Below are 23343 nucleotides of genomic sequence, written 5' to 3' on the forward strand. Positions count from 1 at the left end.
CCAAGTGTCCACTTAGGCACTGGTCGAGGTGGCCGCGTGAAATGGGTGAGGTTGGCTAAGGTCAAGACAAACCTCTGCCGAGGCTCCGCCCGCGTCGAAGCCCTCTGGGCGCCAGCAGCACCCCCGTCCATCGGGACGCCCGCGGAGAGAGGCAGGAGTGATGCTCTTTGCTGACCGGATCAGCTTCCCCGCCAGTCGCGCCCGCTCTGTCGGGGAGCTCTGAAAACCACATCAGTCGCGCGGTGCGGCCTCGCTCGCGTCGTGGGCCCCCGCAGCTTCCTGCGCCTCCGCTGCGCGCGCCACGCGCGCCGTCAACTCAGCCGCCGCACTTCTCTCTGCAGCCGCAGCCTCTGCAGCCGCAACCGCCCGCAGGGCTACGTGGACGCGATCGCGCTCGTCTCCTTCTGGGATCGGACTGGGCTCTCTGACAGGCCGCCGCTCAAGTCATGTCCATTCAGCCGTACACTAGCCGCCAGGGGAAACGCCGTGGCAGGGAATCGGAATCCTAAAAGTAAGTGGCGGCAGGTTCGGATCGCATCCGAACGCGGCCGGCGACGCGCTGGGCGTCGTGACCGCGTTTACGACCCTACGCGGCACCTGTCAGGGCATCGGACTACCCCGAACCCAGATTTTCGGGTCAATGGGCGGCCTACGCGGAATGCACGGCTCGTTTTGGAACTGCCGCCTCGGCTTGACTACGACTGCGAAGAGGATTGGCTTCGTTTACTCGGCTTCGTCGGCAGGTTGCGCGACGCAGCGCTTAGCGGCGAGCACAAAAAAATCACGCTGGACTTCTCTGACGTGGAAACGCTGTCTGTCGAGGCCGCTGTATTGCTCGTCGCCGAGATCCATCGCTGCTCATCGTTCTTGGGACGCCGGACTCAGATCACGGGCACGTATCCAAGGGATCCGGCAATCTCCTCTCTGTTAACAGAGATCGGATTCTTCAAGGCACTGGACATCAGAGAGCCCCTGTTGCCCAAGTCGTACGCCCCCGTCACGTTCGTCCAAATTGAACGAGGCAATCGGACCGATGCGGAACTGGCAAACAGGCTGCTGGATTGCTTCACCCACGTCTTCGCCTTCGAACCCGCCGACCGAAGGCGACTACATGTCGCTCTCATCGAGTGCATGGACAACGTGTACCAGCACGCGTACGCCGAGCCTGGAAGGAACCCTTACCTGCTCAACGAGTGGTGGCTCGTGGGATTCGCCGATGAAGCATCTAGCACTATCAGCTTTACGTTTTACGACCAAGGCGCAGGCATCCCAACCACGATCCGGAGAAAGCAGCACAAGCGAATCGCCGACCGGCTCCGTCATTGGAACGACGCCAAGTGGCTTGAACGCGCGGTTCAGAAGGGGGTGTCTAGGCTCAGTTCGAAGCGACGAGGCTACGGCCTCACAAAGCTGAATGAATTTGTTCGCGAGTTGCAGGTCATAGGGTCCCTGACTGTGGTATCCAACCTAGGCGCCGTCATCTTCCCCTCCACTAGCTCGGTTAGACTTCACCCGCTGTCGGTTGGTCTCAAGGGCACCCTGGTTACGTGGCAGTTAACCGGGATCAGCAACATTCAAGTGTCGGACGCTACTCATGATCACATCGCCGATGTTTCGCTCCCATAAACCCACCAGCTCCCCCGAAGGCGCAATCATGTTCAAGGTCGCCGAGCAGTTCTCCCGCTTCCCGGGCGGGAGGAGGAAGATCCACGGACGATTCTCTGGCGAAGAGTTTCGTGAAACGTGCGCGTTGCCGCTACTCGAGAAGCACCGGTTTGTCATATTTGACCTGACAGGTAGCGCGGGGTACAGCTCGGGGTTTTTGGATGAGGCGTTCGGTGAGCTAGGTCTGCTCTTTCCGTTGGCAGAGCTCCGAGAGCGCCTACAGATCATCTCGGAAGACGATCCAGACGCAGTCGACATCGCATGGAGCCGCATCGAGGACGCTGCTTCCGAACGAGCGCACCACGCGTAAGGCATGCTGGCCGCACAGGAGTCCTCCTCATTTTTGACGACTGGCACCCCGATTTGGGTGTCAATACTGTTGCCTTTCGCTGCAGCCTATCTGACCCATCGCTTTGCGAAAGCTAGAGAAGAAGAAAAGGACCTGAGGGAAGCGCTGCGCGCGTGGCGCTACGATGCCAAGAGGTTGTTAGACGACATCGTTGATCTTGCGGTGCAGCACTATTACGACCCAAAGAGCTTGCCTTCGACAGAGATGGGCGCCTTTGAACTCAAGCGTAAGTTGAAGGCGTTCAGTGCCGCCATGCACAAGACTGACTGTACCGTAGCGTCTGACATGGTAGACGCCAGAGGATTGCCGGCCTGTCTCAGGGATCTCATATCGCTGCCTTTCGACTTCGATACCCCAGGCCGGGCCGTCAGGGCCAGCACCGACGACCTGGCCGACAAGCTTCAGGAAATCAGGGAAAGGCTAGACCTCTCGATTTCTGCGCCCCGGCGCTTTGTGACGAAATGAGGTAGCCGCGCTTCTCTGAGTGCTGAGCCTCTAACTTGCCAGCGCATCCGGCTGAGACGTTGAAACCGCGGTAGCGATCCCTCAGCGCATCGGCGCGCGAGACGGACCCCACAAAGAACCAAGGGGCTGGCTGAAAAGATCGGCAGGCCTTTCCGCACCTTGAAGGGTGGAGCTCAACAAGCCCGCAGCCGCGGTCGCGTGCTGGGGGCAACTATGGGGGCAACCTGACGCGCCATCATGTCTCAGAGGATTTTTTCCCGGCTTTTTCGTCGAATGTGATAGACCCCACCCCATTGCAAGTCCAGGAAACCCGCAGAAATGCGGGTTTTTTGCCGTCTGGCGGGCGGAACCGCTGTCCGCCGGCGCCAGTTGCGGCATCCTAGGCGCATGTCCCGCACCACCGCCGAACCCGCCAAGCCCGCAGCAGCTGCCGCTCCCGCTCCCGGCAGCGTCCTGCGCCCCGTCGAGCGCTGGCGCAATGGCGGCATGCGGCTGCTCGACGACCACGTCGCCGAGGAGGTCCCCGTGGCCTTCGTCTACAACGACGAGCCCTTCGCGGTGATGATGGCCACGCCCGCCGACCTTGCCGAATTCGCCATCGGGTTCGCACTCAGCGAAGGCATCGTCCAGGCCGCGCCCGAAGTCTCGATCGAACGCATCGAGGAGTTCATCGAAGGCATCGAGATCCGCCTGCGCATCCCGGTCGCGCGCGCCGAGGCGCTGGCCCTGCGCCGGCGCAGCATGAGTGGACGTAGCGGCTGCGGGGTCTGCGGCAGCGAGCTGCTGGAGGCCGCGCTGCGCTATCCGCCACCCGTCACGACCGAGCTGCGGGTTTCGACGCCGGCGCTGCGCCGTGCCCTGGCCGAGCTGCGCGCGGCACAGGCGGTCAACGCGCTCACCGGCGCCGTCCATGCCGCGGGCTGGGCGTCGCTCGATGGTGCGCTGCTGCTGGCGCGCGAGGATGTGGGCCGCCACAACGCGCTCGACAAGCTGATCGGCGCGATGCACGCGTCGGGGCACGCGCCGGCGGATGGCTTCCTCGTGGTCACCAGCCGCGCCAGCTACGAAATGGCGATGAAGGCGGCCAGCGTCGGCATCGCGCTGATGGCGGCGATCTCGGCGCCGACGGCGCTGGCGATCTCGCTCGCCCAACGGGCGAACCTGACCCTCCTCGGCTTCGCCCGCGACGATGGGCACGCGGTTTACACCCATGGCCGGCGCCTGCTTCCGGAGCCACCGGCTGGCGATACCGATGCCGGTACGGATGCAATCCACGACGGCGCACGCGCCGGCGGGAACGACGCGGCATGAGCAGCGACGGCCCGATCCGGAAATATGACGGCCCCGCCGGCGGCTGGGACGCGCTGAAGAGCGTTGCCCGCCAACTGATGAAGGAAGACGTGGGCGTTGGCGGAGCGCGCACCCTGCTGCGCACCAACCAGCCCGATGGCTTCGACTGTCCAGGCTGCGCCTGGCCCGACCGCGACCACGCCTCCACCTTCGAATTCTGCGAGAACGGCGCCAAGGCCGTCGCTGCCGAAGCCACGCGGCATCGCGCCGGCCCCGAGCTGTTCGCGCGCTACAGCGTCGCGCAGCTGGCCGGGTACAGCGACCACTGGCTCGAGGGCCAGGGCCGGCTGACCACGCCGATGCGCTACGACCCGGCCCGCGACCACTACGTGCCGGCGACCTGGGACGAGGCCTTCGCACTCACCGCCAAGCACCTCAACGCCCTGCCCTCGCCCGACGAGGCGATTTTCTACACCTCGGGGCGGACCTCGAACGAGGCCGCGTTCCTGTACCAGCTGTTCGTGCGCGAGTTCGGCACCAACAACTTCCCCGACTGTTCGAACATGTGCCACGAATCGTCCGGCACGGCGCTGGGCAAGCAGATCGGCGTCGGCAAGGGCACGGTGTCCCTGGACGATTTCGAACAGGCCGACTGCATCCTGGTGTTCGGCCAGAACCCCGGCACCAACCATCCGCGCATGCTCGGCGAGCTGCGCGAGGCCGCGAAGCGCGGCTGCAGGATCGTCGCCTTCAACCCGCTGCGCGAGCGCGGCCTGGAGCGCTTCGCCGATCCCAAGGACACGCTTGAAATGGCACGCGGCGGATCGACGAAGATCGCGTCCGACTATTTCCAGCTGAAGATCGGCGGCGACCTGGCGGCGGTCAAGGGCATGGTCAAGCACGTGCTCGAGCGCAATGCGGAGGCGATCGCCAAGGGTGAAGCGCCGCTGCTTGACCAGGCATTCATCGCCGCCCACACCGTGGATTTCGATGCGTTCGCCGCCGACGTGCTGGCTGAACCCTGGGACACGATCGTCACCGAGTCAGGCCTGGACGAAGCCGAGCTGCGCCGCGCCGGCGACATCTACTTGAAATCGCAGCGCGTCATCGCGTGCTGGGGCATGGGCATCACCCAGCACAAGCACTCGGTGGCGACCATCCACATGATCGCCAACCTGATGCTGCTGCGCGGCAACATCGGCCGTCCCGGCGCCGGCCTCTGTCCCGTGCGCGGGCACAGCAACGTGCAGGGCGACCGCACGATGATGATCTGGGAGCGGCCGCCGGCCACCTTCCTCGACCGGCTGCAGGATGTCTTCGGCTTCCAGCCGCCGCGCGAGGAGGGCTACGACACCGTTGGCGCGATCGAGGCGATGATCGACGGCCGCGCGAAGGTGTTCTTCGGCATGGGCGGCAACTTCGCCGTCGCCACGCCGGACAGCGAGGCCACCGCGCGCGGCCTGCGCAACTGCGCGCTCACCGTCAACGTCACCACCAAGCTCAACCGCAGCCACCTGGTCCATGGCCGCGACGCACTCATCCTGCCCTGCCTCGGGCGCACCGAGATCGACATCCAGGCCTCGGGGCCGCAGGGCGTGACCGTCGAGGATTCGATGAGCATGGTGCACTTGTCCGCCGGCATCCATGCGCCGGCCTCGGACACCCTGCTCTCGGAGCCGGTGATCGTGGCGCGGCTGGCGCAGGCCACCCTGGGGGCACGGTCGAATATCGAGTGGGCCCGGCTGGTCGAGGACTACGACCGCATCCGTGACCTCATCGCGCGGGTGTTCGACGACTTCCGCGATTTCAACGCGCGCGTGCGCGTACCCGGAGGCTTCCGCCTGTCCAACGGCGCCCGTGACCGCATCTGGGCGACCGATACTGGAAAGGCCCGCTTCATTGCCGCGGCCGTGCCCGTCGACACCCCTGTCCACCGCGCCCGCGGCACGCGCGGCACGCAGCCCGTGTTCACCCTGACCACCATCCGCTCGCACGACCAGTACAACACCACCGTCTACGGGCTGGACGACCGCTATCGCGGCGTGTTCGGCGAGCGCCGCGTGCTGTTCATCAACCCGCTCGACATCCGCGCACTCGACATGAAGGCCGGCGACCGGGTCGACCTGGAAAGCCTGGGCGAAGACGGCGTGCGGCGTCAGGTGAAGCACTTCCTGCTGGTGGAGTACGACATTCCGCGGGGCTGTCTGGCGGCCTACTACCCGGAGACCAACCCGCTGGTGCCGCGTTCGAGCTTCGCCGACGAGTCGCGCACGCCGACCTCGAAGTCGGTACCGGTGGTCGTGACCGCGCACCTGCCGGACCCGTCCGCGCCCCGCCAGCGCGACATTCCCGCCACGCTTTCCGGCTGAGCCGCGTTGCCGGTCGACGCCGCCCTGCTCCATTCGCTGCTGGTCGAGCTGGCGTCGCAGCCTGACGGCATGTCGACCGCGCGCCTGTGCAAGCGCCTGGGCCTGCGCATGAGCGTGTTGGTGCGCACGCTGGCGTGGATGGACGCGGGCACGATCGGCGGGGTCGCGGGGCCGGGCTGGGTCCGCGTGCACGCGGACGGCGCGCGCAGCCTGGTCCTGCTGACAGACGCCGGTCGACGCCTGCTCGACAGCCTTCCGCCGTAGACGCAGCGAAGGTCGCAGCGCGGCCCGCTGTGCGATGCTGTCGGCCGCGCTCCCACCCCTACGCTGCACCGCAATGAACAGCAACGCCACCGCCTCCGCCGCCGCTGCGTCCGGTCCCAGCGTGCTGGTGGTCGACGACGACATCGAAATCGTCGCCTTGATCGAACGCTATCTGTGCGGACACGGCTTCCAGGTCCGCGCCGCACACAGCGGGGCGGCGATGCACGAGGCGCTTGCCGGATACGACCCCGACGTCGTCCTGCTCGACCTGGGCCTGCCGGACGCCGACGGCCTGTCGCTGCTGCAGCACCTGCGCACGCACTGGCAGGGCCCGGTGATCGTGGTCAGCGGCCGTGGCGAAGCGGTCGAACGGGTGGTCGGACTGGAGCTCGGCGCCGACGACTACGTCGCCAAGCCCTTCGACTTCCGCGAGCTGCTGGCGCGTATCCGCTCGGTGCTGCGCCGGACAGCGCCCGTAGAGCCGCCTACTACACCGGCGCCACCGCGCCGCCTGGCCTTCGCGCACCTGGTCATCGACCTCGGCGCCCGCAGGCTGCACGAGGCCGGCGGCATGGAGATCCCGCTGACCACCGGCGAGTTCGATCTCCTGCGCGTGCTGCTCGAGCGACCGAATGAAGTCCGCAGCCGCGACGAGCTCATGAACGCCCTGCACGGGCGGGAGGCCGGTCCCTTCGACCGCGCCATCGACGTCGGCATCGCCCGCCTGCGACGCAGGATCGAGCTCGAGCCGGCGGCTCCCGAGCTGATCCGTTCGGTGCGCGGCATGGGCTATCTGCTGGCAACCGACGTGCAGCCGGCATGACCGGCGGCAGGCTTCCGCCCCTCGGCATCCCCGGCCTGTTCGAAGCGGTACCCGATGCGCTGGTGGTGATCGATGCCGATGGCCGGATCGTCCATGCCAACGCGCACACCGAAGTCCTGTTCGGCCACCCGCGCGGCAGCCTGGAAGGCCGCGAGATCGAAGACCTGGTGCCGGCCGGGGCGCGCAGCCGCCACCGCGCCTACCGCGACCGCTACATCGCGCAGCCGCACGTGCGTCCAATGGGCGCGAGCGGACAGGCGCTGCTGGGCCTGCGCAGTGACGGCAGCGAGTTTCCCATCGAGATCGCGCTCAGCCCGCTGCAGTCGGCCGAGGGCCCGCGCTATCTGGCGTCGGTGCGCGACATCTCCGGCACCCAGCGCGTACGGCAGGCGCTGGCGCGCGCACGCTATGACGCGATCGCCGCCCGCATCGGCCAGCTGGCGCTGGAGGCGAGCGCCGAATCGGACCTGCTGGAGACGCTGCCTCCCCTGCTTGCCGAAACCCTGGGCGTGGAATCGGTTGCGATCATCGCCACCGTGCACGAAACCCGGCGGGCCGAAGTGCGCGCGGCGACCGGGCCCGCGTGGCAGGTCGGCGCCACGCCGCCGCGGCCGTTCGCGGGCCAGCACCGGGATGCCTGGACCATCGATGACATCGCCGCCGACCCGTCGGCGGCGGCGCTGTTCCCGCTGCCGTTGCCGCGCTCGGGCAGCGCGGTGATGGTCCCGGTGCTGGAGCGCCACCAGGTCTTCGGTGCGCTGCTGGCCACCACCGGCGAGCCGCGCCGGTTCGACCACGACGCCCGCCACCTGCTGCAGTCCGCCGCCGGCACGCTGTCGGCCTTCGTGCGCCTGCGGCGGACCGAGGAGGAGCTTGCGCACGCGCATCGCCTGGACGCGATCGGCCAGCTCACCGGCGGCATCGCGCATGACTTCAACAACCTGCTGACGGTGATGTCGGGCAGCCTGCAGCTGCTGGAAACCGAAGTGGACTCCGGGCAGGGACGCGAGCTGCTCGCCAGCGCCCTGCGTTCGGTGGGCCGGGGTGCCGCGCTCACGGCCAAGCTGCTCGCCTTCGCACGGCGACAGCGGCTGCTTCCACGCGACGTCGACGTCGCGGCACTGCTGCATGACGTGGAGCGGGTGCTGCAGCGCACGCTTGGCGATTCCGTGCGCCTGCGCCTGGAGGTTGCCGACGGCCTGTCCACCGCCTACGTCGATGCCGGCCAGCTCGAGGCCGCCCTGCTCAACCTCGTGCTCAACGCCCGCGACGCCCTGCTCCACGGCGGCAGGATCGTGGTCGCCGCCGAAGGGGAGCGGGTCGCCAGTGCCCGCGCCGGCCTTGTAGCAGGCAACTATCTTCGGGTGTCGGTGCGCGACAACGGCCGCGGCATGTCGCCCGACATCCTGGCCAGGGCGATGGAGCCTTTCTTCACCACCAGGCAGGGCGAACACGGCAACGGCCTCGGCCTGAGCATGGTCTACGGCTTCGCGCGCCAGAGCGGCGGCGACCTCGAGATCGACAGCAGCCCCGGCAAAGGCACCGAGGTACGCCTGTACCTGCCGGTCGCTGCGGACGCTGCGCCGAAGGCCGTCGACGATGCCGATGCCGGGCCCGTCGATGCGGCCGGCCGCGGTGAGCGCGTACTGGTGGTCGAGGACGACCCTGCGGTGCGCGCGATCAGCGTCGCCTTCCTGGGCGCCGCGGGTTACGACGTGGAGGCGGTGCCCGACGCCGGGCAGGCGCTGGAACGCATTGCCGGCGACAGCGGATTCGCGCTCCTGTTCACCGACGTCATGCTGGGCCCCGGCATGGACGGCAAGACGCTGGCACGCAGCGCACGAGAACTCCATCCGGGCCTGCCGGTGCTTCTGACATCGGGCGACGAAAAACACGTGGCCGACGCCGAGGGCACGTCGGGACTTCCGCTGCTGCGCAAGCCCTGGCGGCGCGAGGACCTGGTCGAAGCGGTGCGCAGGGAGCTCGCCCGGGGCATCTGATCCCCCGAGGTCGAGCCGGTCCGGCTGCCGGCCGTCAGTGGCAACGTTCGCCGTGGCCTGCGAGCACCGCGCGCAGCCCGGCTTCGTCGACGATGCGGATGCGGCGGCCGTTGACCTCGATCATCCCCCGCGCCTGCATGCGCGACAGCGCCCGGGTCACGGTCTCCAGGGTCAGCGCCAGAAAGTTGCCGAGTTCGGCGCGGGTCATGCGCAGCAGCAACAGTTCCCGGTCCAGACCCATGGTCGCGAAGCGCGCCGACAGGTCGAGCAGGAAGGCCACCACGCGCTGGTCGGCACCAAGCGTGCCCAGGGCCAGCATCCAGCGCCAGTCGCGGCGGATCTCGCCGGCAAGCATCGCGGTCACCCGGACCTGGATCTCCGGCAGCATGTCCTGCAGGTTCGTGCAGGGCAGCTCCCAGACCTCGGCGGCATCCAGCGCGACCGCGTCGCAGGCGTGCGCGGGCATGTCGACGGCGTCGAGCCCAAGCAGGTCGCCACGCATGCGGAAGCCGGTGATCTTCTCGCGCCCGTCCTCGCTCAGCACGCTGGTCCTGAAGCAGCCCGAGCGGATGTAGAACAGCGAGCCGCGCGGCTGCCCGGCATGGAACAGGGCCTGGCGCGGATCGACGCGGTGCACGCGCGGCGGCCAGCGCAGCAGCAGCGACTCCAGCGCCGGCGCCGCATGCTGCTGGCGGGCATCCGCCCAGTCACCGGCTCCGGCCGGGCTGGCGACGTGGCTGGACAGGGCGTTCTGGAACATGGGGCACCTCCGATTCCGCGATGTCCCCACTCTATTCAGCCGGCGTCCGCGAACAGGCAGCGGGTGGTAACGGCTGGTAACAGAATGTAACCGCGCGTCCGGCGCCGGCGCAGGTACGGCTTGGCGACGCGCGCGGACTTGCGTCAAGCTGCGTCGCAATGTCCGCCGGAGAGACCGATGCAACGCCGCGACTTCCTTGTCCTTGCTGCAGGAACCACCACCCTTGCGCTCACCCTGCCCGGCTGGCGCGCCATCGCCGCGGCTGAACTCGCTTCCATGCTCGATCCCGCGCTCAAGCGCGCCTTGGCCGACGTCGCGCTGCAGGCCGCGCGCGACGCCGGTGCGAGCTATTGCGACGTGCGCATCGGCCGCTATCTCAGGCAGTCGCTGTCCACGCGCGAGTCGCGGGTGCAGAACGTCGTCAACAGCGAATCCACCGGCGTCGGCATCCGCGTGCTTGCCGACGGGGCCTGGGGCTTCGCCGCGACCAACGCGCTGCTTCCCGATGCCGTGGCCCGGGCCACCCGGCAGGCGACAGCGATCGCGCGCGCCAACGCCGGCATCCAGGACAGTCCCGTCCAACTGGCTCCCGCGCCCGCCCTGGGCGAACGCAGCTGGCGCACGCCGCTGCGGCGCAACGGCATGGAGGTGCCGGTGCAGGAGAAGATCGAGCTGCTGCTGGGCGTCAACGCAGCAGCCATGGCGGCAGGCGCCGACTTCGTCGAATCCAACCTGTTCCTGGTCAACGAGCAGAAGTACTTTGCTTCCACCGACGGCAGCTACGTCGACCAGGACATCCACCGGATCTGGGCGCCGTTCACGGTCACCGCCGTGGACAAGGCCAGCGGGCGCTTCCGCACCCGCCAGGGGCTCGGCGCACCGGTCGGCATGGGCTACGAGTACCTCGACGGCGACGCCTCGGGCAAGCTGCAGCTGCCCGGCGGCGTGGTCCAGTACCGCGACTCCTACGACATGCGCGAGGATGCAGTGGCCGCCGCCGGCCAGGCGCGCGAGAAGCTGCGCGCGCCTTCGGTCACGCCGGGCCGCTACGACCTGGTGCTGGATCCCTCCAACCTGTTCCTGACCATCCACGAGTCGGTCGGCCATCCGCTGGAGCTGGACCGCGTGCTCGGCTACGAAGCCAACTACGCCGGCACCAGCTTCGCCACCGTCGACAAGCGCGACGCGGGTTTCCGCTTCGGCAGCGAGCGGGTGAACTTCATCGCCGAACGCACCACCCCCGGCACGCTCGGCGCCGTCGGCTACGACGATGAGGGCGTGCCCGCCAAACGCTGGGACCTGGTGCGCGATGGCGTCCTGGTCGACTACCAGGCCACCCGCGACCAGGCGCACATCCTGGGCAAGGACGAATCCGACGGCTGCTGCTACGCCGACTCCTGGGCGAGCGTGCAGTTCCAGCGCATGCCCAACGTGTCGCTCGAAGCCGGGCGCGACCGGCTGTCGGTGGCGGACATGGTCAAGGACGTGGAGAACGGCATCTACATCCACGGCCGCGGCTCGTACTCGATCGACCAGCAGCGCTACAACGCCCAGTTCGGCGGCCAGCTGTACTACGCGATCAAGGACGGGGCGATCACCGGCATGGTCGAGGACGTCGCCTACCAGATCCGCACGCCCGAGTTCTGGAACGCCTGCAGCGCGATCTGCGACGCCCGCGACTTCAGGCATGGCGGCTCGTTCTTCGACGGAAAGGGACAGCCGTCACAGGTGTCGGCGGTGTCGCATGGCTCCAGCACGACGCGCTTCGACGGCGTGAACATCATCAACACCGCGCGCAACCTCGGTTGAGCGCGGCGACCATGCCATTAGTTCATTGACCCCCCGCTGCGGACACCGCAAGAATCAGAGGGTCCGGCGGCTGCGCATGCGTGCGCGTCTTCCGGAAATTCCAATCCATGCGCACACACCGGGGAGCCAGCCTTGGACAGACGTGATTTCCTGACTTTCAGCAGCATCGGCCTGGGCGGCCTGATGGTGCCTTCGCTGTTCACCCGGGCAATCGCCGCGGAGGACCTCGCCACCTCCATCGACGTCGTGCGCAAGAAGGCACTCGCCGATGCCGCGCTGTCGGCGGCGCGCGAATCCGGCGCGACCTACACTGACGTCCGCATCGGCCGCTACCTGCGCCAGTTCGTGGTCACCCGCGAGGACAAGGTGCAGAACGTGGTCAACACCGAATCCACCGGCGTCGGCGTGCGCGTGATCGCCGGCGGCGCCTGGGGCTTCGCGGCCACCAACGACCTGAGCGCCGACGGCGTCGCCGCCGCCGCGCGCCAGGCCGCGGCGATCGCCCACGCCAATGCGAAGATCCAGACCGCGCCGGTGCAGTTCGCCGCCGCGCCCGGCTACGGGGAAGTCTCCTGGCGCACGCCCATCCGCCGCAATGCCATGGACGTGCCGGTCAAGGACAAGGTCGAGCTGCTGCTGTCGGTCAACGCCGCGGCCACGAACGCCGGGGCCGACTTCGTCAACTCCACCCTGTTCGCGGTCAACGAGCAAAAGTACTTCGCCTCCACCGACGGCTCCTACATCGACCAGGACGTGCACCGCATCTGGGCGCCGATGAACGTCACCGCGATCGACAAGTCCAGCGGCAAGTTCCGCTCGCGCTCGGGACTGTCCTCGCCGATGGGCCTGGGCTATGAATACTTCGACGGCGACGCCTCGCAGAAGTACGTCTCGCCCAACGGCGTGGTCAACTACGGCCAGTCCTACGACATGGTCGAGGATGCCGTGGCCGCGGCGAAGCAGGCGCGCGAGAAGCTGTCCGCGCCGACCGTGAAGCCCGGCCGCTACGACCTGGTGCTCGATCCCTCCCACACCTGGCTCACCATCCACGAATCGGTCGGCCATCCGCTGGAGCTCGACCGCGTGCTCGGCTACGAGGCCAACTACGCCGGCACCAGCTTCGCCACCATCGACAAGCGCGAGGCCGGCTTCCGCTACGGCAGCGACGAGGTCACGATCGTCGCCGACAAGACCCAGCCCGGCAGCCTCGGCGCGGTGGCTTATGACGACGAAGGCGTGAAGTGCAAGCGCTGGGACCTGATCCGCGACGGCATCCTGGTCGACTACCAGACCATCCGCGACCAGGCCCACATCGTCGGCAAGACCGAGTCCGACGGCTGCTGCTATGCCGACTCCTGGTCGACCGTGCAGTTCCAGCGCATGGCCAACGTCTCGCTGGCGCCGGGCAAGGCGAAGCTCTCGGTTGCCGACATGATCAAGGACGTCGAGGACGGCATCTACATCGTCGGCGACGGCTCGTTCTCGATCGACCAGCAGCGCTACAACGCCCAGTTCGGCGGCCAGCTGTTCTATGAAATCAAGGACGGCGCCATCACCGGCATGGTCGAGGACGTGGCCTACCAGATCCGCACCCCGGAGTTCTGGAACGCCTGCGTCGCGGTCTGCGACGAGTCCGACTACCGCCTTGGCGGCTCGTTCTTCGACGGCAAGGGCCAACCTTCCCAGGTGTCGGCGGTCTCGCACGGCTCGAGTACCGCGCGCTTCAACGGCATCAACGTCATCAACACCGCCCGCAACCTCGGCTGACCGGACACAGGAACCCATAACATGCCCATGCTCACCGAAGCCCAGGCCAAGGCCATCCTCGACAAGGTCGTCGCGCTGTCGACCGCCGACGAGTGCACGGCCACGCTCAGCGGCTCCACCGCCGGCAACATCCGCTTCGCGCTCAACAACGTCTCCACCAGCGGCATCGTCGACAACACCGAGCTGGCCGTGCAGGTCGCCTTCGGCAAGCGCGTCGGCACCGCGAGCATCAACGAGTTCGACGACGCCGCGCTGGAGCGCGTGGTGCGCCGCGCCGAGGACCTTGCGCGCCTGGCGCCGGAGAACCCGGAGTTCATGCCGGCCATCGGCAAGCAGGACTACCGGCCCAGCGCCACCTGGGACGACGCCACCGCCGCGATCACGCCCGAGTACCGCGCGCAGGTCGCCGCGGACTCCATCGTCCCCAGCCGCGCCGACAAGCTCATCGCCGCGGGCTTCCTCGAAGACAGCCGCGGCTTCACCGCGTTCGCCAACAGCAACGGCAACTTCGGCTACCAGACCTCGACCAGCGCCGACTACACCTGCACCGTGCGCACGGAGGATGGCACCGGCTCGGGCTGGGTCGGCCGCAACGTCACCGCCATCGGCCCCTTCAACGCCGGCCGCGACGTGCGCACCGCGATCCGCAAGGCCAGCGCCTCGGCCAACGCGCGCGCGCTGGAACCGGGCAAGTACACCGTGGTCCTGGAGCCGCACGCGGCGGCCGGCCTGATCTCGTTCATGATGAATTTCTTCGACGCCCGCCAGGCCGATGAAGGCCGCAGCTTCCTGTCGAAGAAGGGCGGCGGCAACAAGCTGGGCGAGCAGGTCTTCGACCCGCGCGTCAGCATCCACGCCGATCCCTGGGACCAGGACGCACCGGTCCTGCCCTGGGACGGCGAAGGCCTGCCGCGCACGCGCATGCCCATCATCGACCAGGGCAAGATCGCCAACCTGCTGTATTCCCGCTACTGGGCAAAGCAGCAGGGCAAGCAGGAGATCGCGCGACCGGGCAACCTGCTGATGGCCGGCGGCGATGCGTCCACGTCCGACCTGGTGCGCGGCACCGAGCGCGGCATCCTGGTCACGCGCACCTGGTACATCCGCATGGTCGATCCGCAGACCGTGCTGCTCACCGGCCTGACCCGCGACGGCACCTTCTACATCGAGGACGGCGAGATCAAGTACCCGCTGAAGAACTTCCGCTTCAACGAGTCGCCGGTGATCATGCTCAACAACATCGACGAACTCGGCAAGCCGGTGCGGGTCAGCGGCGACGAGTCGCGCTTCAGCATGATGATCCCGCCGATGCGCCTGCGCGACTTCACCTTCACCTCGCTCTCGGACGCGGTCTGAGGGCGGGGGCCGAGGCGACGTGGACCGCCGCGGCGCCCTGCGCCTGCTCGCCGCCGGGCTCGCGGCCTCCGCCCTGCCGGCGACCGCGCGCGCCAACGCCGGCCATGACTTCTGGTTCACCCGCCTGAAGTACGACTCCGGCAACTGGGACGTCGACCAGCGCATGCCGGCCAACCTGGCCACCGCGCTGGTCGACTACACCAGCCTGCGCGTGGATCCGAAGGAGCACGTGGTCGCGCTGGCCGACCCGAAGATGCTGCTGGCGCCGTTCTGCTATCTCGCCGGGCACACGCTGGTGGAGTTCAATCCGGCGGAGCGGCGCAATTTCGAGCGCTACGTGCGCAACGGCGGCTTCGTCTTCGTCGACGACTGCAACCACGACATCGACGGCCTGTTCGCGAAATCCTTCGAACGGCAGATGGCCGACATCTTCGGCGGCGACGCCCTGCGCAAGCTGCCGGACAGCCATCCGCTGTATTCCAGTTTCTTCCGCTTCCCCGACGGCCCGCCCGCGACCAGCTACGAACTCAACGGCTGGGGCGACGACCTGGTGCACGACTACCTCAAGGGCATCGAGGTCGATGGCCGCCTGGGCGTGCTTTACAGCAACAAGGACTACGGCTGCGAATGGGACTATGACTGGCGCAACAAGCGCTTCCTGGCCGAAGACAACACGAAGTTCGCGGTGAACATCGTGGTGTACGCCCTGAGCGCATGACGCCCACCGCGACGCCCCCCTGCAGGAGCAGCGACAGCTGCGACCCGGTCCGCCAGATCCTGTTTCCCCCACGTCATTCCCGTGGCCGCACGATCGCAGCTGTCGCTGCTCCCACAGTCCAGACGAAAAACCGGAAGTGATTTGCCAATGAACCCCACGCCCGACGAATCCGGGATCCGCGAACAGCTGGCCCGCCTCGACGCCCTGCGCGCCGCCATCGCCCAGGCCGTGGTCGGCCAGGACGCAGTGGTCGAGCAGATGCTGGTCGCCCTGCTCGCCGGCGGCCACTGCCTGCTTGAAGGCGTGCCCGGCCTCGGCAAGACCCTGCTCGTGCGCTCGCTTGGCGAGGCCCTCGACCTCGGCTTCCGCCGCGTCCAGTTCACCCCGGACCTGATGCCCAGCGACATCCTCGGCACCGAGATCCTGGAAGAGGAGCACGGCACCGGCCGGCGCAGCTTCAAGTTCCAGCGCGGTCCGGTGTTCACCCACCTGCTGCTGGCCGACGAGCTCAACCGCACTCCGCCGCGCACCCAGGCCGCCCTGCTGGAAGCAATGCAGGAGCGCACCGTCAGCTACGCCGGCACGACGCATGCCCTGCCCTCGCCCTTCTTCGTGCTCGCCACCCAGAATCCGCTTGAACAGGCCGGCACCTATCCGCTGCCCGAGGCGCAGCTGGACCGGTTCCTGCTGCACGTGCGCGTGGAGTATCCGGACGAGGCCGAGGAGCGCGAGATCCTGCTGCAGACCACCGGCAGCGCCCGCGCCCCCGTCCTGAAGGTGATGGACGGCGACGAGGTGCTGGCACTGCAGGCCCTGGTGCGCGAAGTGCACCTGGGCGACGACCTGCTGGCCTGGATCACGCGCCTGGTGCGCGCCAGCCGGCCGGGCCCGGATGCGCCGCAGGCGGTGCGCGACTGGGTGCGCTGGGGCGCGGGCCCGCGCGCCGGCCAGTCGCTGGTGCTGGCGGCCAAGGCGCGAGCGCTCCTGCAGGGGCGCTACGCGGCCACGCGCGAGGACGTGCACGCACTGGCCGCGCCGGTGATGCGCCACCGCCTGCTCCTGTCCTTCGCCGCCGAAGCCGAACAGAAGGACGCCGACGACGTGGTCGCGGCCCTGCTGCAGGCCGTGCCCGCACCGGCTGCCTGAGCGGCCGCGCGATGTCCACGCCCGGTTTCCTGCCGGCCGATGTCCGCGCGCGGCTGCGGCAGATCGCGATCACCCCGCGACGGGCCCGGGGCGACCGCGGCTTCGGCCTGCACGCCAGCCACAGCCGCGGCGCCGGGGTCGAGTTCGCCCGCTACCGTGGCTATGAACCCGGCGACGAACCGCGCCAGATCGACTGGAAGCTCTATGCGCGCTCGGACCGCTGGTTCGTGCGCGAGGCCGAGCGCGACAGCCCGCTGGCGATCTGGATCCTCGTCGACGCCAGCGCGTCGATGGCGCAGGCCGATCGGGCGCGCCCCGACTGGTCAAGGCTGGATGCCGCCCGCGCACTTGCCGCCGCGACCATGGACATCGCGCTGCGCCAGGGCGACCGCTTCGGACTCGCCATGTTGAATGCCGATGGCCTGGCGATGCAGGCGGCCGCCGCGGGAGCGCGACACCGCGACCGCTGCCTGCTCGCACTCGATCGCCTGCATGCCGCTGGCGGCTGGCCGGGCACGAGCACGCTCGCGCCGCTGCACGGGCGCATCGCCCCCCGGGACCTGGTGCTGCTGCTGACCGACGGCTTCGATGCCGACGCGCTGGCCTTGGCCGGGCGCCTGGCGGCGGCACAGCGCGAGGTCCTGGCGATCCGCCTGCTGACCGTGGAGGAGCGCGACTTCCCCTTCGAACGCGGGCACCTCTTCCGCGACGTGGAAGCGGGCGAAGAGCTCCGCGGCGACGGCGGCGCCATGCGCGCGGACTTCCTGCAGCGGTTCGGGGCCGCACGCCGCGAGCAGACCGCGCGCCTGGCGGCCGCCGGCATCCGCCAGGTGGAGTACGTGCTCGACGAACCGCTCGACCTGCCGCTGCGGCGCCTGTTCGACGGCGGCGCGGGCGGCGGAGGCGGGGCAGCGTGAGTCCGATCCTGCTGCTGCCCGCCGGCCTTGCCGCACTGGTCGCGCTTGCCGTGCCGCTGCTGCTGCACCTGGCACGCCGGGAAGAGCAGCGCCCGGTCGACTTTGCAGCGCTGCGCTGGCTTACCGCGCGACTGCGCCCGCGCCAGCGGCTGCGCTTCGAGGAGCGGCTGCTGCTCATGCTGCGGCTGCTGCTCGTCGTCCTGCTGGCCCTGCTGCTGGCGCGGCCGGTCGTGCCGCTTGCGGGCAACGGCGCGCCGTGGATCGTCGCCGCGCCAGGAGTGGACGCCGACGCGCTTCGCGCTGCCGTGCACTCCTCCGCAGAGGCCGCAGCAGCGGATGCGCGCGGCGATCACGGCGGCGACAACGATGCCGACCCGGTGGACATCCAGCGTCGGTGGCTTGCGCCGGGGTTCCCATCACTGGACGACGCTCCGCCACCAGGCGACGCCCGGATGACCATCAGCCTGCTGCGCGAACTCGACATGCACATGGCGACCGGCGTCCCGTTGGTCGTGCTGGTTCCATCCGTGCTCGATGGCGTCGATGCCGAGCGTCCGCGGCTGTCGCGTCCGGTGGAATGGCGCGTGCTTCCCGCGGCCGCGGCGTCGTCGCCTGGCGCCCTGGAGACAGGCGATCCGGCATCACCAGCGCCGCGGCTCGTCATCGAAGACGCCGGGAGCGACGCCGGGGCGCGCTACCTGCATGCCGTGGCCGCCGCGTGGCGGGCAACCCACGGGCATGCTGGCGAAAACGAAGCCGGCGATGACGGTGACACCGCCGGCGAAGGCCGCACCGACGGCAGCCATGGCATCGGCCATAGCGACGGCAGCGCCTCGACCGGCCTGGTCGTGCGCGCCTGGCTGGCGCCCGGGACTCCGCCGCCTGAAGCGATCGCCTGGATCGAAGCCGGCGGCACCGCGCTGCTCGCCCACGACGCGCTGCTGCCGGGACTGGAAGACGCCGCGTCGATCTGGGAAGACGAACACGGCCAGCCACTGCTGCGGGCGGCCAGGCTCGGCCGCGGCCGCGCCCTGCAATGGACGCGACCGCTGGCCGCCGCGGCACTGCCGGCCCTGCTGGACGCCGATTTCCCGCAGCGGCTGCGCGTCGCCATCGAGCCGCCACCCGCGCCATCGCGCGTGCTCGCCGCCGAACATGCGCCGCTGCTGGCGGATGTCGGTCCCTGGCCGCAGGCCCTGCGCGACCTTTCGCCCTGGCTGGCGCTGGCAATCGCCCTGCTGTTCCTGCTCGAGCGCTGGCTGGCGGCAGGACCGCGGCGGGAGCGCGGGGCATGAGCAGGGACGCCTTCGCGCAGCTGCTGCGTGCCGCGCGGCGTCGCCGGTTCGCGGCCACGCTGGCGCCCGCCCTGCCCTGGGTGGCCGTCGCGGCCGCCCTGGCCTGGCGGCTCGGCCATGGACGCCCGGCGCTGCTCGCGGCCAGCGCGGCTGCCGCCCTGCTGCTCGCCCTGGCGGGGGCCTGGTGGTCCAGCCGGACGCTCGACCGCAGCTGGCTGCAGCGCCATCTCGACGCCAGCCAGCCACAGCTCGAAGACAGCAGCGCCCTGCTCGCCGACGATGGCGCCAGCCTGCCGCCGCTGGCCAGGCTGCAGCGCGATCGCATCCTGCAGCGACTGCCTTCCGCCACGGTCGCCGGCGTCCGCACGCCTTGGCCGCTGGCCCGCATCCTGGCCAGCGCCGCGGCCGCCGCCCTGCTGACCGCGGCCATCCTGCTCTGGCCGGCCGCATCGCCCGCCGACGCTTCCCCGGGCGGGAGCGACACCCGCGCCGCCGCGGCGACCACCCCGGTCGCGATCGAGTTGCTGGAATACCGCCTTGGCATCACCCCGCCGGCCTATACCCGGCTGCCAGGCCGGGAGGAAGCGGTCCTGGATGCCAAGGTCCCCGAGGGCACGACGCTCGCATGGACGCTGCGCTTCAACACCCCGCCCGATGCGGTGGCGCTGGAGTTCATCGACGGCCGGCGGATCGCGCTCGAACGCGATGGCGGGCGCTGGCGCGCGGACGCGGTCGCCGGGCAGCCCGGCCTGTATCGCATCGTCGCCAGCGCCAGCCTGCCCTGGCGGGACGATGCGCTGCACCGCATCGACGTCATCCGCGACCTCCCGCCATCGATCCGGGTCACCGCCCCGGCACGGACCCTCAGCCTGCGCACGCCAGGGCAGCGGCGCTGGACGCTGAACTTCGAGGCCGAAGATGACCACGGCCTTGCCGCCAGCGCCGAGATGCACCTCACCATGACCGAGGGCAGCGGCGAGGACATCCGGTTCCGCGATGAAGTCCGGCAGCTCGGCGGGCGCGGAGACAGGCACCGCCGGCGGTTCTCGCATCAGCTCGACCTCGACGCGCTCGGCCTCGCCGAAGGCGATGACCTGATCGTGTACTTCGTTGTGCATGACAATCGCCCCGGGCGCGCGCAGTCCGCGCGCAGTGCCAGCCACATCCTCCGCTGGCCGCCGCCGCAGGCCGGCGAGGACAGCGGCATGGACGGCGTGCTGCAGAAGGTGCTGCCCGCCTACTTCGCCAGCCAGCGCCAGATCATCATCGATGCCGAGGCCCTGATCGCGGCGCGGCCGCAGCTGGACGACGAGGCCTTCGGCGCGCGCTCGGATGCGATCGCGGTGGACCAGCGCCTGCTGCGGCTGCGCTACGGACAGTTCCTCGGCGAGGTGAGCGAGGGCGCGCCGACGCTGCCTTCGGCCGCAGGGATCGATGCCGACGACCTGCCGCCTCCGCCCATCCTGCTGCCGACCAGCGACGCCGAGGACGAAGCCGACGCATGGCGCGAGATGGTGTCCGCCGCGCAGGACCAGGCCCGCGGACACGACAGCGACGACGACAGCGGGCCCGGCGGCAAGGCGACCGGGGACGGCGAGGGACATGGCCACGGACATGCGTCCGGCGCTGCGCCTCCAGCGGGCGAGCCGGGCCGCACCGGATTCGGCAAGGCCGGCGACGTGCTCGAGGAATTCGGCCACGTCCACGACATCCCCGAAGCCGCGACCCTGCTCGCCCCGAAGACGCGCGCCCTGCTGCGCCGCGCACTGGGCGAGATGTGGCAGTCCGAACTCGCCCTGCGCCAGGCGCGCCCGCGCGACGCGCTGCCGGCTGCGAACCGCGCCCTGGTCCTGGTCAAGGAGATCCAGCAGGCTGACCGCATCCATCTCGCGCGCACCGGCACCGGGCTGCCGCCCGTCGACTTCGGCCGGCGGCTCTCGGGTGATCGCGAGGGCATCGCCAGTCGGCGCGCGCCTTTGGCGCCTGCCCGGCTGGAGGAAGACGTCCCCGCCGCGCTCTGGCGCGGCCTCGCCGCGCCGCCCGCCGACGGCAGCATCGACCCGGGTGCCCTGCAGGCCTGGCTGGCGGCCAACGGCGAGCGCAGCAGCGACCCGCTGGCGGTGATGGCCGCAGTCGATGCCGTGCAGCGCGACCCTGCCTGCGACGACTGCCGTGCCCGCCTCCGCGCCCTGCTCTGGCCACTGACCCGGCCACCCGCGGCGGTGCCGCTCCAGCGCACCGGCCCCGATGCCGCCGGCAAGGCCTATCTGGATGCGCTGCACGGGGACGGCGGCGAATGAGCTTCGCCACCACCATCGCCCTCGTGCTGGCGCTGGCGGCCGTGGCCGGCTCGCTGCGCCGCAGCCTGCGCTGGCGCCGCCTGCCGCCGCAGCGGCGACCCGGCGCCGGGCATCTTGCCGCCATCCTGCTGCTGCAGTGCGCTTGCGCCGCGCTGCTGTATGCAGCGCTGCTGCCGCCCGGGCGTTCGATCCAACAGGCCAGCCTGGCGCTCATGACCGCCGGGACCGACCCGGCCCAGGCGCGCCAGGCGGCGCGCGATGGCGCCCTGCTCGTCGCCCTGCCCGAGGCAGGCAGCGAAGCGATCGACGCCGCGGCTGCGCAGCGCATGCCCGACCTTGCCACTGCCCTGCGCCGGCATCCACAGGCGGGCCGGTTGCACGTCCTCGGCAGCGGACTGGAGGCACGCGATCGCGAGGCCACCCGGGGCCTGCCGCTCGCATTCGATCCGCCACCGCTGCCGCCGGGCCTCGTCGCGCTGCATGCGCCGGCGCGCGTGGCCAGCGGAGGCATGCTGCGCGTCACCGGCCGCCTGCAGGATGCGGTGACAGGCGGCGTGGAACTGCTCGACCCCGCCGGCACCGTCCAGGACCGCGCGACAGCGGACGACGAAGGCCGCTTCCGCTTGCAGGCCCCCGTGAGGGCATCCGGCCCGGCCATCTACAGGCTGCGGCTCGCGGGCGAGGTCGAAGCCGAAGCCGAAATTCCGGTCGATGCACGGGCCGGCGACGGCGCACGCCTGCTGCTGCTCTCCGGCGCACCGAATCCGGAACTGAAGTACCTGCGACGCTGGGCCAGCGATGCCGGCCTGGTCCTGCACAGCCGCATGGCGCTGGGCGGCGGCGTGGCCGTGGGCGACACGCCACTCGCCTTCGACCCCGACAGCCTGTCGGGCTTCGACCTCGTCATCGTCGACGAGCGCGGCTGGAACGGCCTGGGAGCACCCGCGCGCCGCGCCGTGCTGGCCGCGGTCGACCAGGGCCTGGGCCTGATGCTGCGCATCACCGTCACGCCCGACGCTGCCACCCGCGACCTCCTGCGCCAGCTCGGTTTCACGCTCGGACCGGGCGATCCCGCGCTCGATGCCGACGTGCTCCTGGATGCGGTCACCGCGCCCACTGCCGCTGCCGCCGCTACCACGCCTCCGCCCTCGGGCGAGGCCAGCGGCGACGCAGCCCCTGCGCTCGCACGCCAGCCGTATCCGATCCTCGCCGACGGCTCGGTGTCCCTGCTCGACGACGCGTCCGGCGCGTCGCTGGCGCGTTGGCGGCCATCGGGACGCGGCCGGATCGCGGTCTGGAACCTCGACCAGAGCTTCCGCCTCGTGCTCACCGGCCACGGCCTGCGACACGCCCGCCTGTGGAGCGAAGCAGCGGCCACGCTTGCCCGCGCCGGCGCCGCCAGGCAGCCGCGCTTCGAAGGCATCGCTCGCGCCGGCCGGCGCGCCACGCTCTGCGACTTCGCGCCCGGCTCCGCCCTGGTTGCCCGGGACGGCAGCCGCCTGCATCCCCGCGCCGATCCCCTTGCCGACGGCTGCGCCGCGGTCTGGCCGCGGGACAGCGGCTGGCATCGCGCGGGCGAGGGTGAAGCCGCGCCCATGCTGTACGTGCACGCGTCGGATGCCTTGCCGGGCCTCGCGGCGCGAGCGCGACGGGACGCCACGCTGCGCCTGGCCGGCACCGCCACGCCCGCCTCGCCAGCCACGGTGGCCGAAGCCAGGTCCACCACCGCCGCCGGCCCGCGCTGGCCCTGGTTCCTGGCCTGGCTGCTGGCCGCCGCCGCGCTGTGGTGGCTGGAGCGTGCCGCTCGCCGCAGCTAGCCTCGGGCCCTCGGCTTCCGGCCGGAGGCCGCGGGCGTGCGACCCCGCGTGGGAGGAGACCGCAAAAAAAGGTTCTTCTCCCGACTGCGTGGAGCTTGCGGGTGATTGCTCCGGGAGGGTGCGCGCTGCCCGCCGTGGAGGCAGGGGGGATGCCCAGCCGGAATATGCGCATCCTGCTCCCAGTTCCGGCCGCCGGCCATCCATGGCCGGCTCTGGGCATCCCCCCTGCCTCC

The 23343-nt window shown here is 70.1% G+C and carries 18 protein-coding genes; 17 read left to right on the forward strand and 1 reads right to left on the reverse strand.

Annotation, left to right across the window (positions count from 1 at the left end; translation table 11 throughout):
- Nucleotides 1–672 precede the first annotated feature (672 nt).
- The 8 genes from WCD84_RS03080 (at nucleotide 673) to WCD84_RS03115 (ending at nucleotide 9225) form a co-directional block, all read left to right on the forward strand.
- Nucleotides 673–1626 (forward strand): hypothetical protein, encoded by a 954-nt coding sequence (locus WCD84_RS03080; protein WP_343280380.1) that lies wholly within the window; start codon nucleotides 673–675, stop codon nucleotides 1624–1626.
- Nucleotides 1627–1654: 28 nt separating this feature from the next.
- Nucleotides 1655–1975, forward strand: coding sequence for an STAS-like domain-containing protein (locus tag WCD84_RS03085; RefSeq protein ID WP_343280381.1), 321 nt, complete (start codon nucleotides 1655–1657; stop codon nucleotides 1973–1975).
- Nucleotides 1976–1978: 3 nt separating this feature from the next.
- A complete protein-coding gene (locus tag WCD84_RS03090; protein WP_343280382.1) occupies nucleotides 1979–2479 on the forward strand; it encodes a hypothetical protein in 501 nt (166 codons plus the stop codon).
- 387 nt (nucleotides 2480–2866) lie between these two features.
- The gene (gene fdhD / locus WCD84_RS03095) at nucleotides 2867–3790 is read left to right on the forward strand and encodes a formate dehydrogenase accessory sulfurtransferase FdhD (RefSeq protein WP_343280383.1); all 924 of its coding nucleotides are present in this window, start codon (nucleotides 2867–2869) and stop codon (nucleotides 3788–3790) included.
- Nucleotides 3787–6138: an FdhF/YdeP family oxidoreductase gene (locus WCD84_RS03100; protein ID WP_343280384.1), complete on the forward strand. Its 2352-nt coding sequence runs from the start codon at nucleotides 3787–3789 to the stop codon at nucleotides 6136–6138. The genes fdhD and WCD84_RS03100 overlap by 4 nt, the downstream gene beginning before the upstream one ends.
- A gap of 6 nt (nucleotides 6139–6144) precedes the next feature.
- On the forward strand, nucleotides 6145–6402 hold the full coding sequence (locus WCD84_RS03105) for a hypothetical protein (protein ID WP_343253885.1): 258 nt from the start codon (nucleotides 6145–6147) through the stop codon (nucleotides 6400–6402).
- Nucleotides 6403–6475: 73 nt separating this feature from the next.
- Nucleotides 6476–7225 (forward strand): response regulator, encoded by a 750-nt coding sequence (locus WCD84_RS03110; protein ID WP_343280385.1) that lies wholly within the window; start codon nucleotides 6476–6478, stop codon nucleotides 7223–7225.
- The gene (locus WCD84_RS03115) at nucleotides 7222–9225 is read left to right on the forward strand and encodes an ATP-binding protein (RefSeq protein WP_343280386.1); all 2004 of its coding nucleotides are present in this window, start codon (nucleotides 7222–7224) and stop codon (nucleotides 9223–9225) included. Before WCD84_RS03110 ends, WCD84_RS03115 begins: the two co-directional genes overlap by 4 nt.
- 34 nt (nucleotides 9226–9259) lie before the next feature.
- Here WCD84_RS03115 and WCD84_RS03120 read toward each other — a convergent pair whose 3' ends face one another.
- Nucleotides 9260–9985 (reverse strand): helix-turn-helix domain-containing protein, encoded by a 726-nt coding sequence (locus WCD84_RS03120; RefSeq protein WP_343280387.1) that lies wholly within the window; start codon nucleotides 9983–9985, stop codon nucleotides 9260–9262.
- Between the two features lie 177 nt (nucleotides 9986–10162).
- Between WCD84_RS03120 and WCD84_RS03125 the strand changes: the two genes are divergently transcribed.
- The 9 genes from WCD84_RS03125 (at nucleotide 10163) to WCD84_RS03165 (ending at nucleotide 23110) form a co-directional block, all read left to right on the forward strand.
- Nucleotides 10163–11794: a TldD/PmbA family protein gene (locus WCD84_RS03125; RefSeq protein WP_343280388.1), complete on the forward strand. Its 1632-nt coding sequence runs from the start codon at nucleotides 10163–10165 to the stop codon at nucleotides 11792–11794.
- A 132-nt stretch (nucleotides 11795–11926) separates the two neighbouring features.
- Nucleotides 11927–13561 carry a TldD/PmbA family protein gene (locus tag WCD84_RS03130; RefSeq protein ID WP_343280389.1) on the forward strand — a complete coding sequence of 545 codons (1635 nt, stop codon included), beginning with the start codon at nucleotides 11927–11929 and terminating at the stop codon, nucleotides 13559–13561.
- A 21-nt stretch (nucleotides 13562–13582) separates the two neighbouring features.
- The gene (locus tag WCD84_RS03135; protein ID WP_343280390.1) at nucleotides 13583–14917 is read left to right on the forward strand and encodes a TldD/PmbA family protein; all 1335 of its coding nucleotides are present in this window, start codon (nucleotides 13583–13585) and stop codon (nucleotides 14915–14917) included.
- Nucleotides 14918–14936: 19 nt separating this feature from the next.
- The gene (locus tag WCD84_RS03140; RefSeq protein WP_343280391.1) at nucleotides 14937–15635 is read left to right on the forward strand and encodes a DUF4159 domain-containing protein; all 699 of its coding nucleotides are present in this window, start codon (nucleotides 14937–14939) and stop codon (nucleotides 15633–15635) included.
- Nucleotides 15636–15782: 147 nt separating this feature from the next.
- Entirely contained in the window at nucleotides 15783–16781 is a 999-nt protein-coding gene (locus WCD84_RS03145; RefSeq protein ID WP_343280392.1) for an AAA family ATPase, read from the forward strand.
- 11 nt (nucleotides 16782–16792) lie between these two features.
- A complete protein-coding gene (locus WCD84_RS03150; RefSeq protein WP_343280393.1) occupies nucleotides 16793–17698 on the forward strand; it encodes a DUF58 domain-containing protein in 906 nt (301 codons plus the stop codon).
- Entirely contained in the window at nucleotides 17695–18993 is a 1299-nt protein-coding gene (locus tag WCD84_RS03155) for a BatA domain-containing protein (RefSeq protein WP_343280394.1), read from the forward strand. Before WCD84_RS03150 ends, WCD84_RS03155 begins: the two co-directional genes overlap by 4 nt.
- Nucleotides 18990–21293 (forward strand): hypothetical protein, encoded by a 2304-nt coding sequence (locus WCD84_RS03160; protein ID WP_343280395.1) that lies wholly within the window; start codon nucleotides 18990–18992, stop codon nucleotides 21291–21293. The genes WCD84_RS03155 and WCD84_RS03160 overlap by 4 nt, the downstream gene beginning before the upstream one ends.
- A complete protein-coding gene (locus WCD84_RS03165) occupies nucleotides 21290–23110 on the forward strand; it encodes a carboxypeptidase regulatory-like domain-containing protein (protein ID WP_343280396.1) in 1821 nt (606 codons plus the stop codon). The genes WCD84_RS03160 and WCD84_RS03165 overlap by 4 nt, the downstream gene beginning before the upstream one ends.
- Nucleotides 23111–23343 lie beyond the last annotated feature (233 nt).

The organism is Luteimonas changyuni, assembly GCF_039548395.1.
GTDB lineage: Bacteria > Pseudomonadota > Gammaproteobacteria > Xanthomonadales > Xanthomonadaceae > Luteimonas.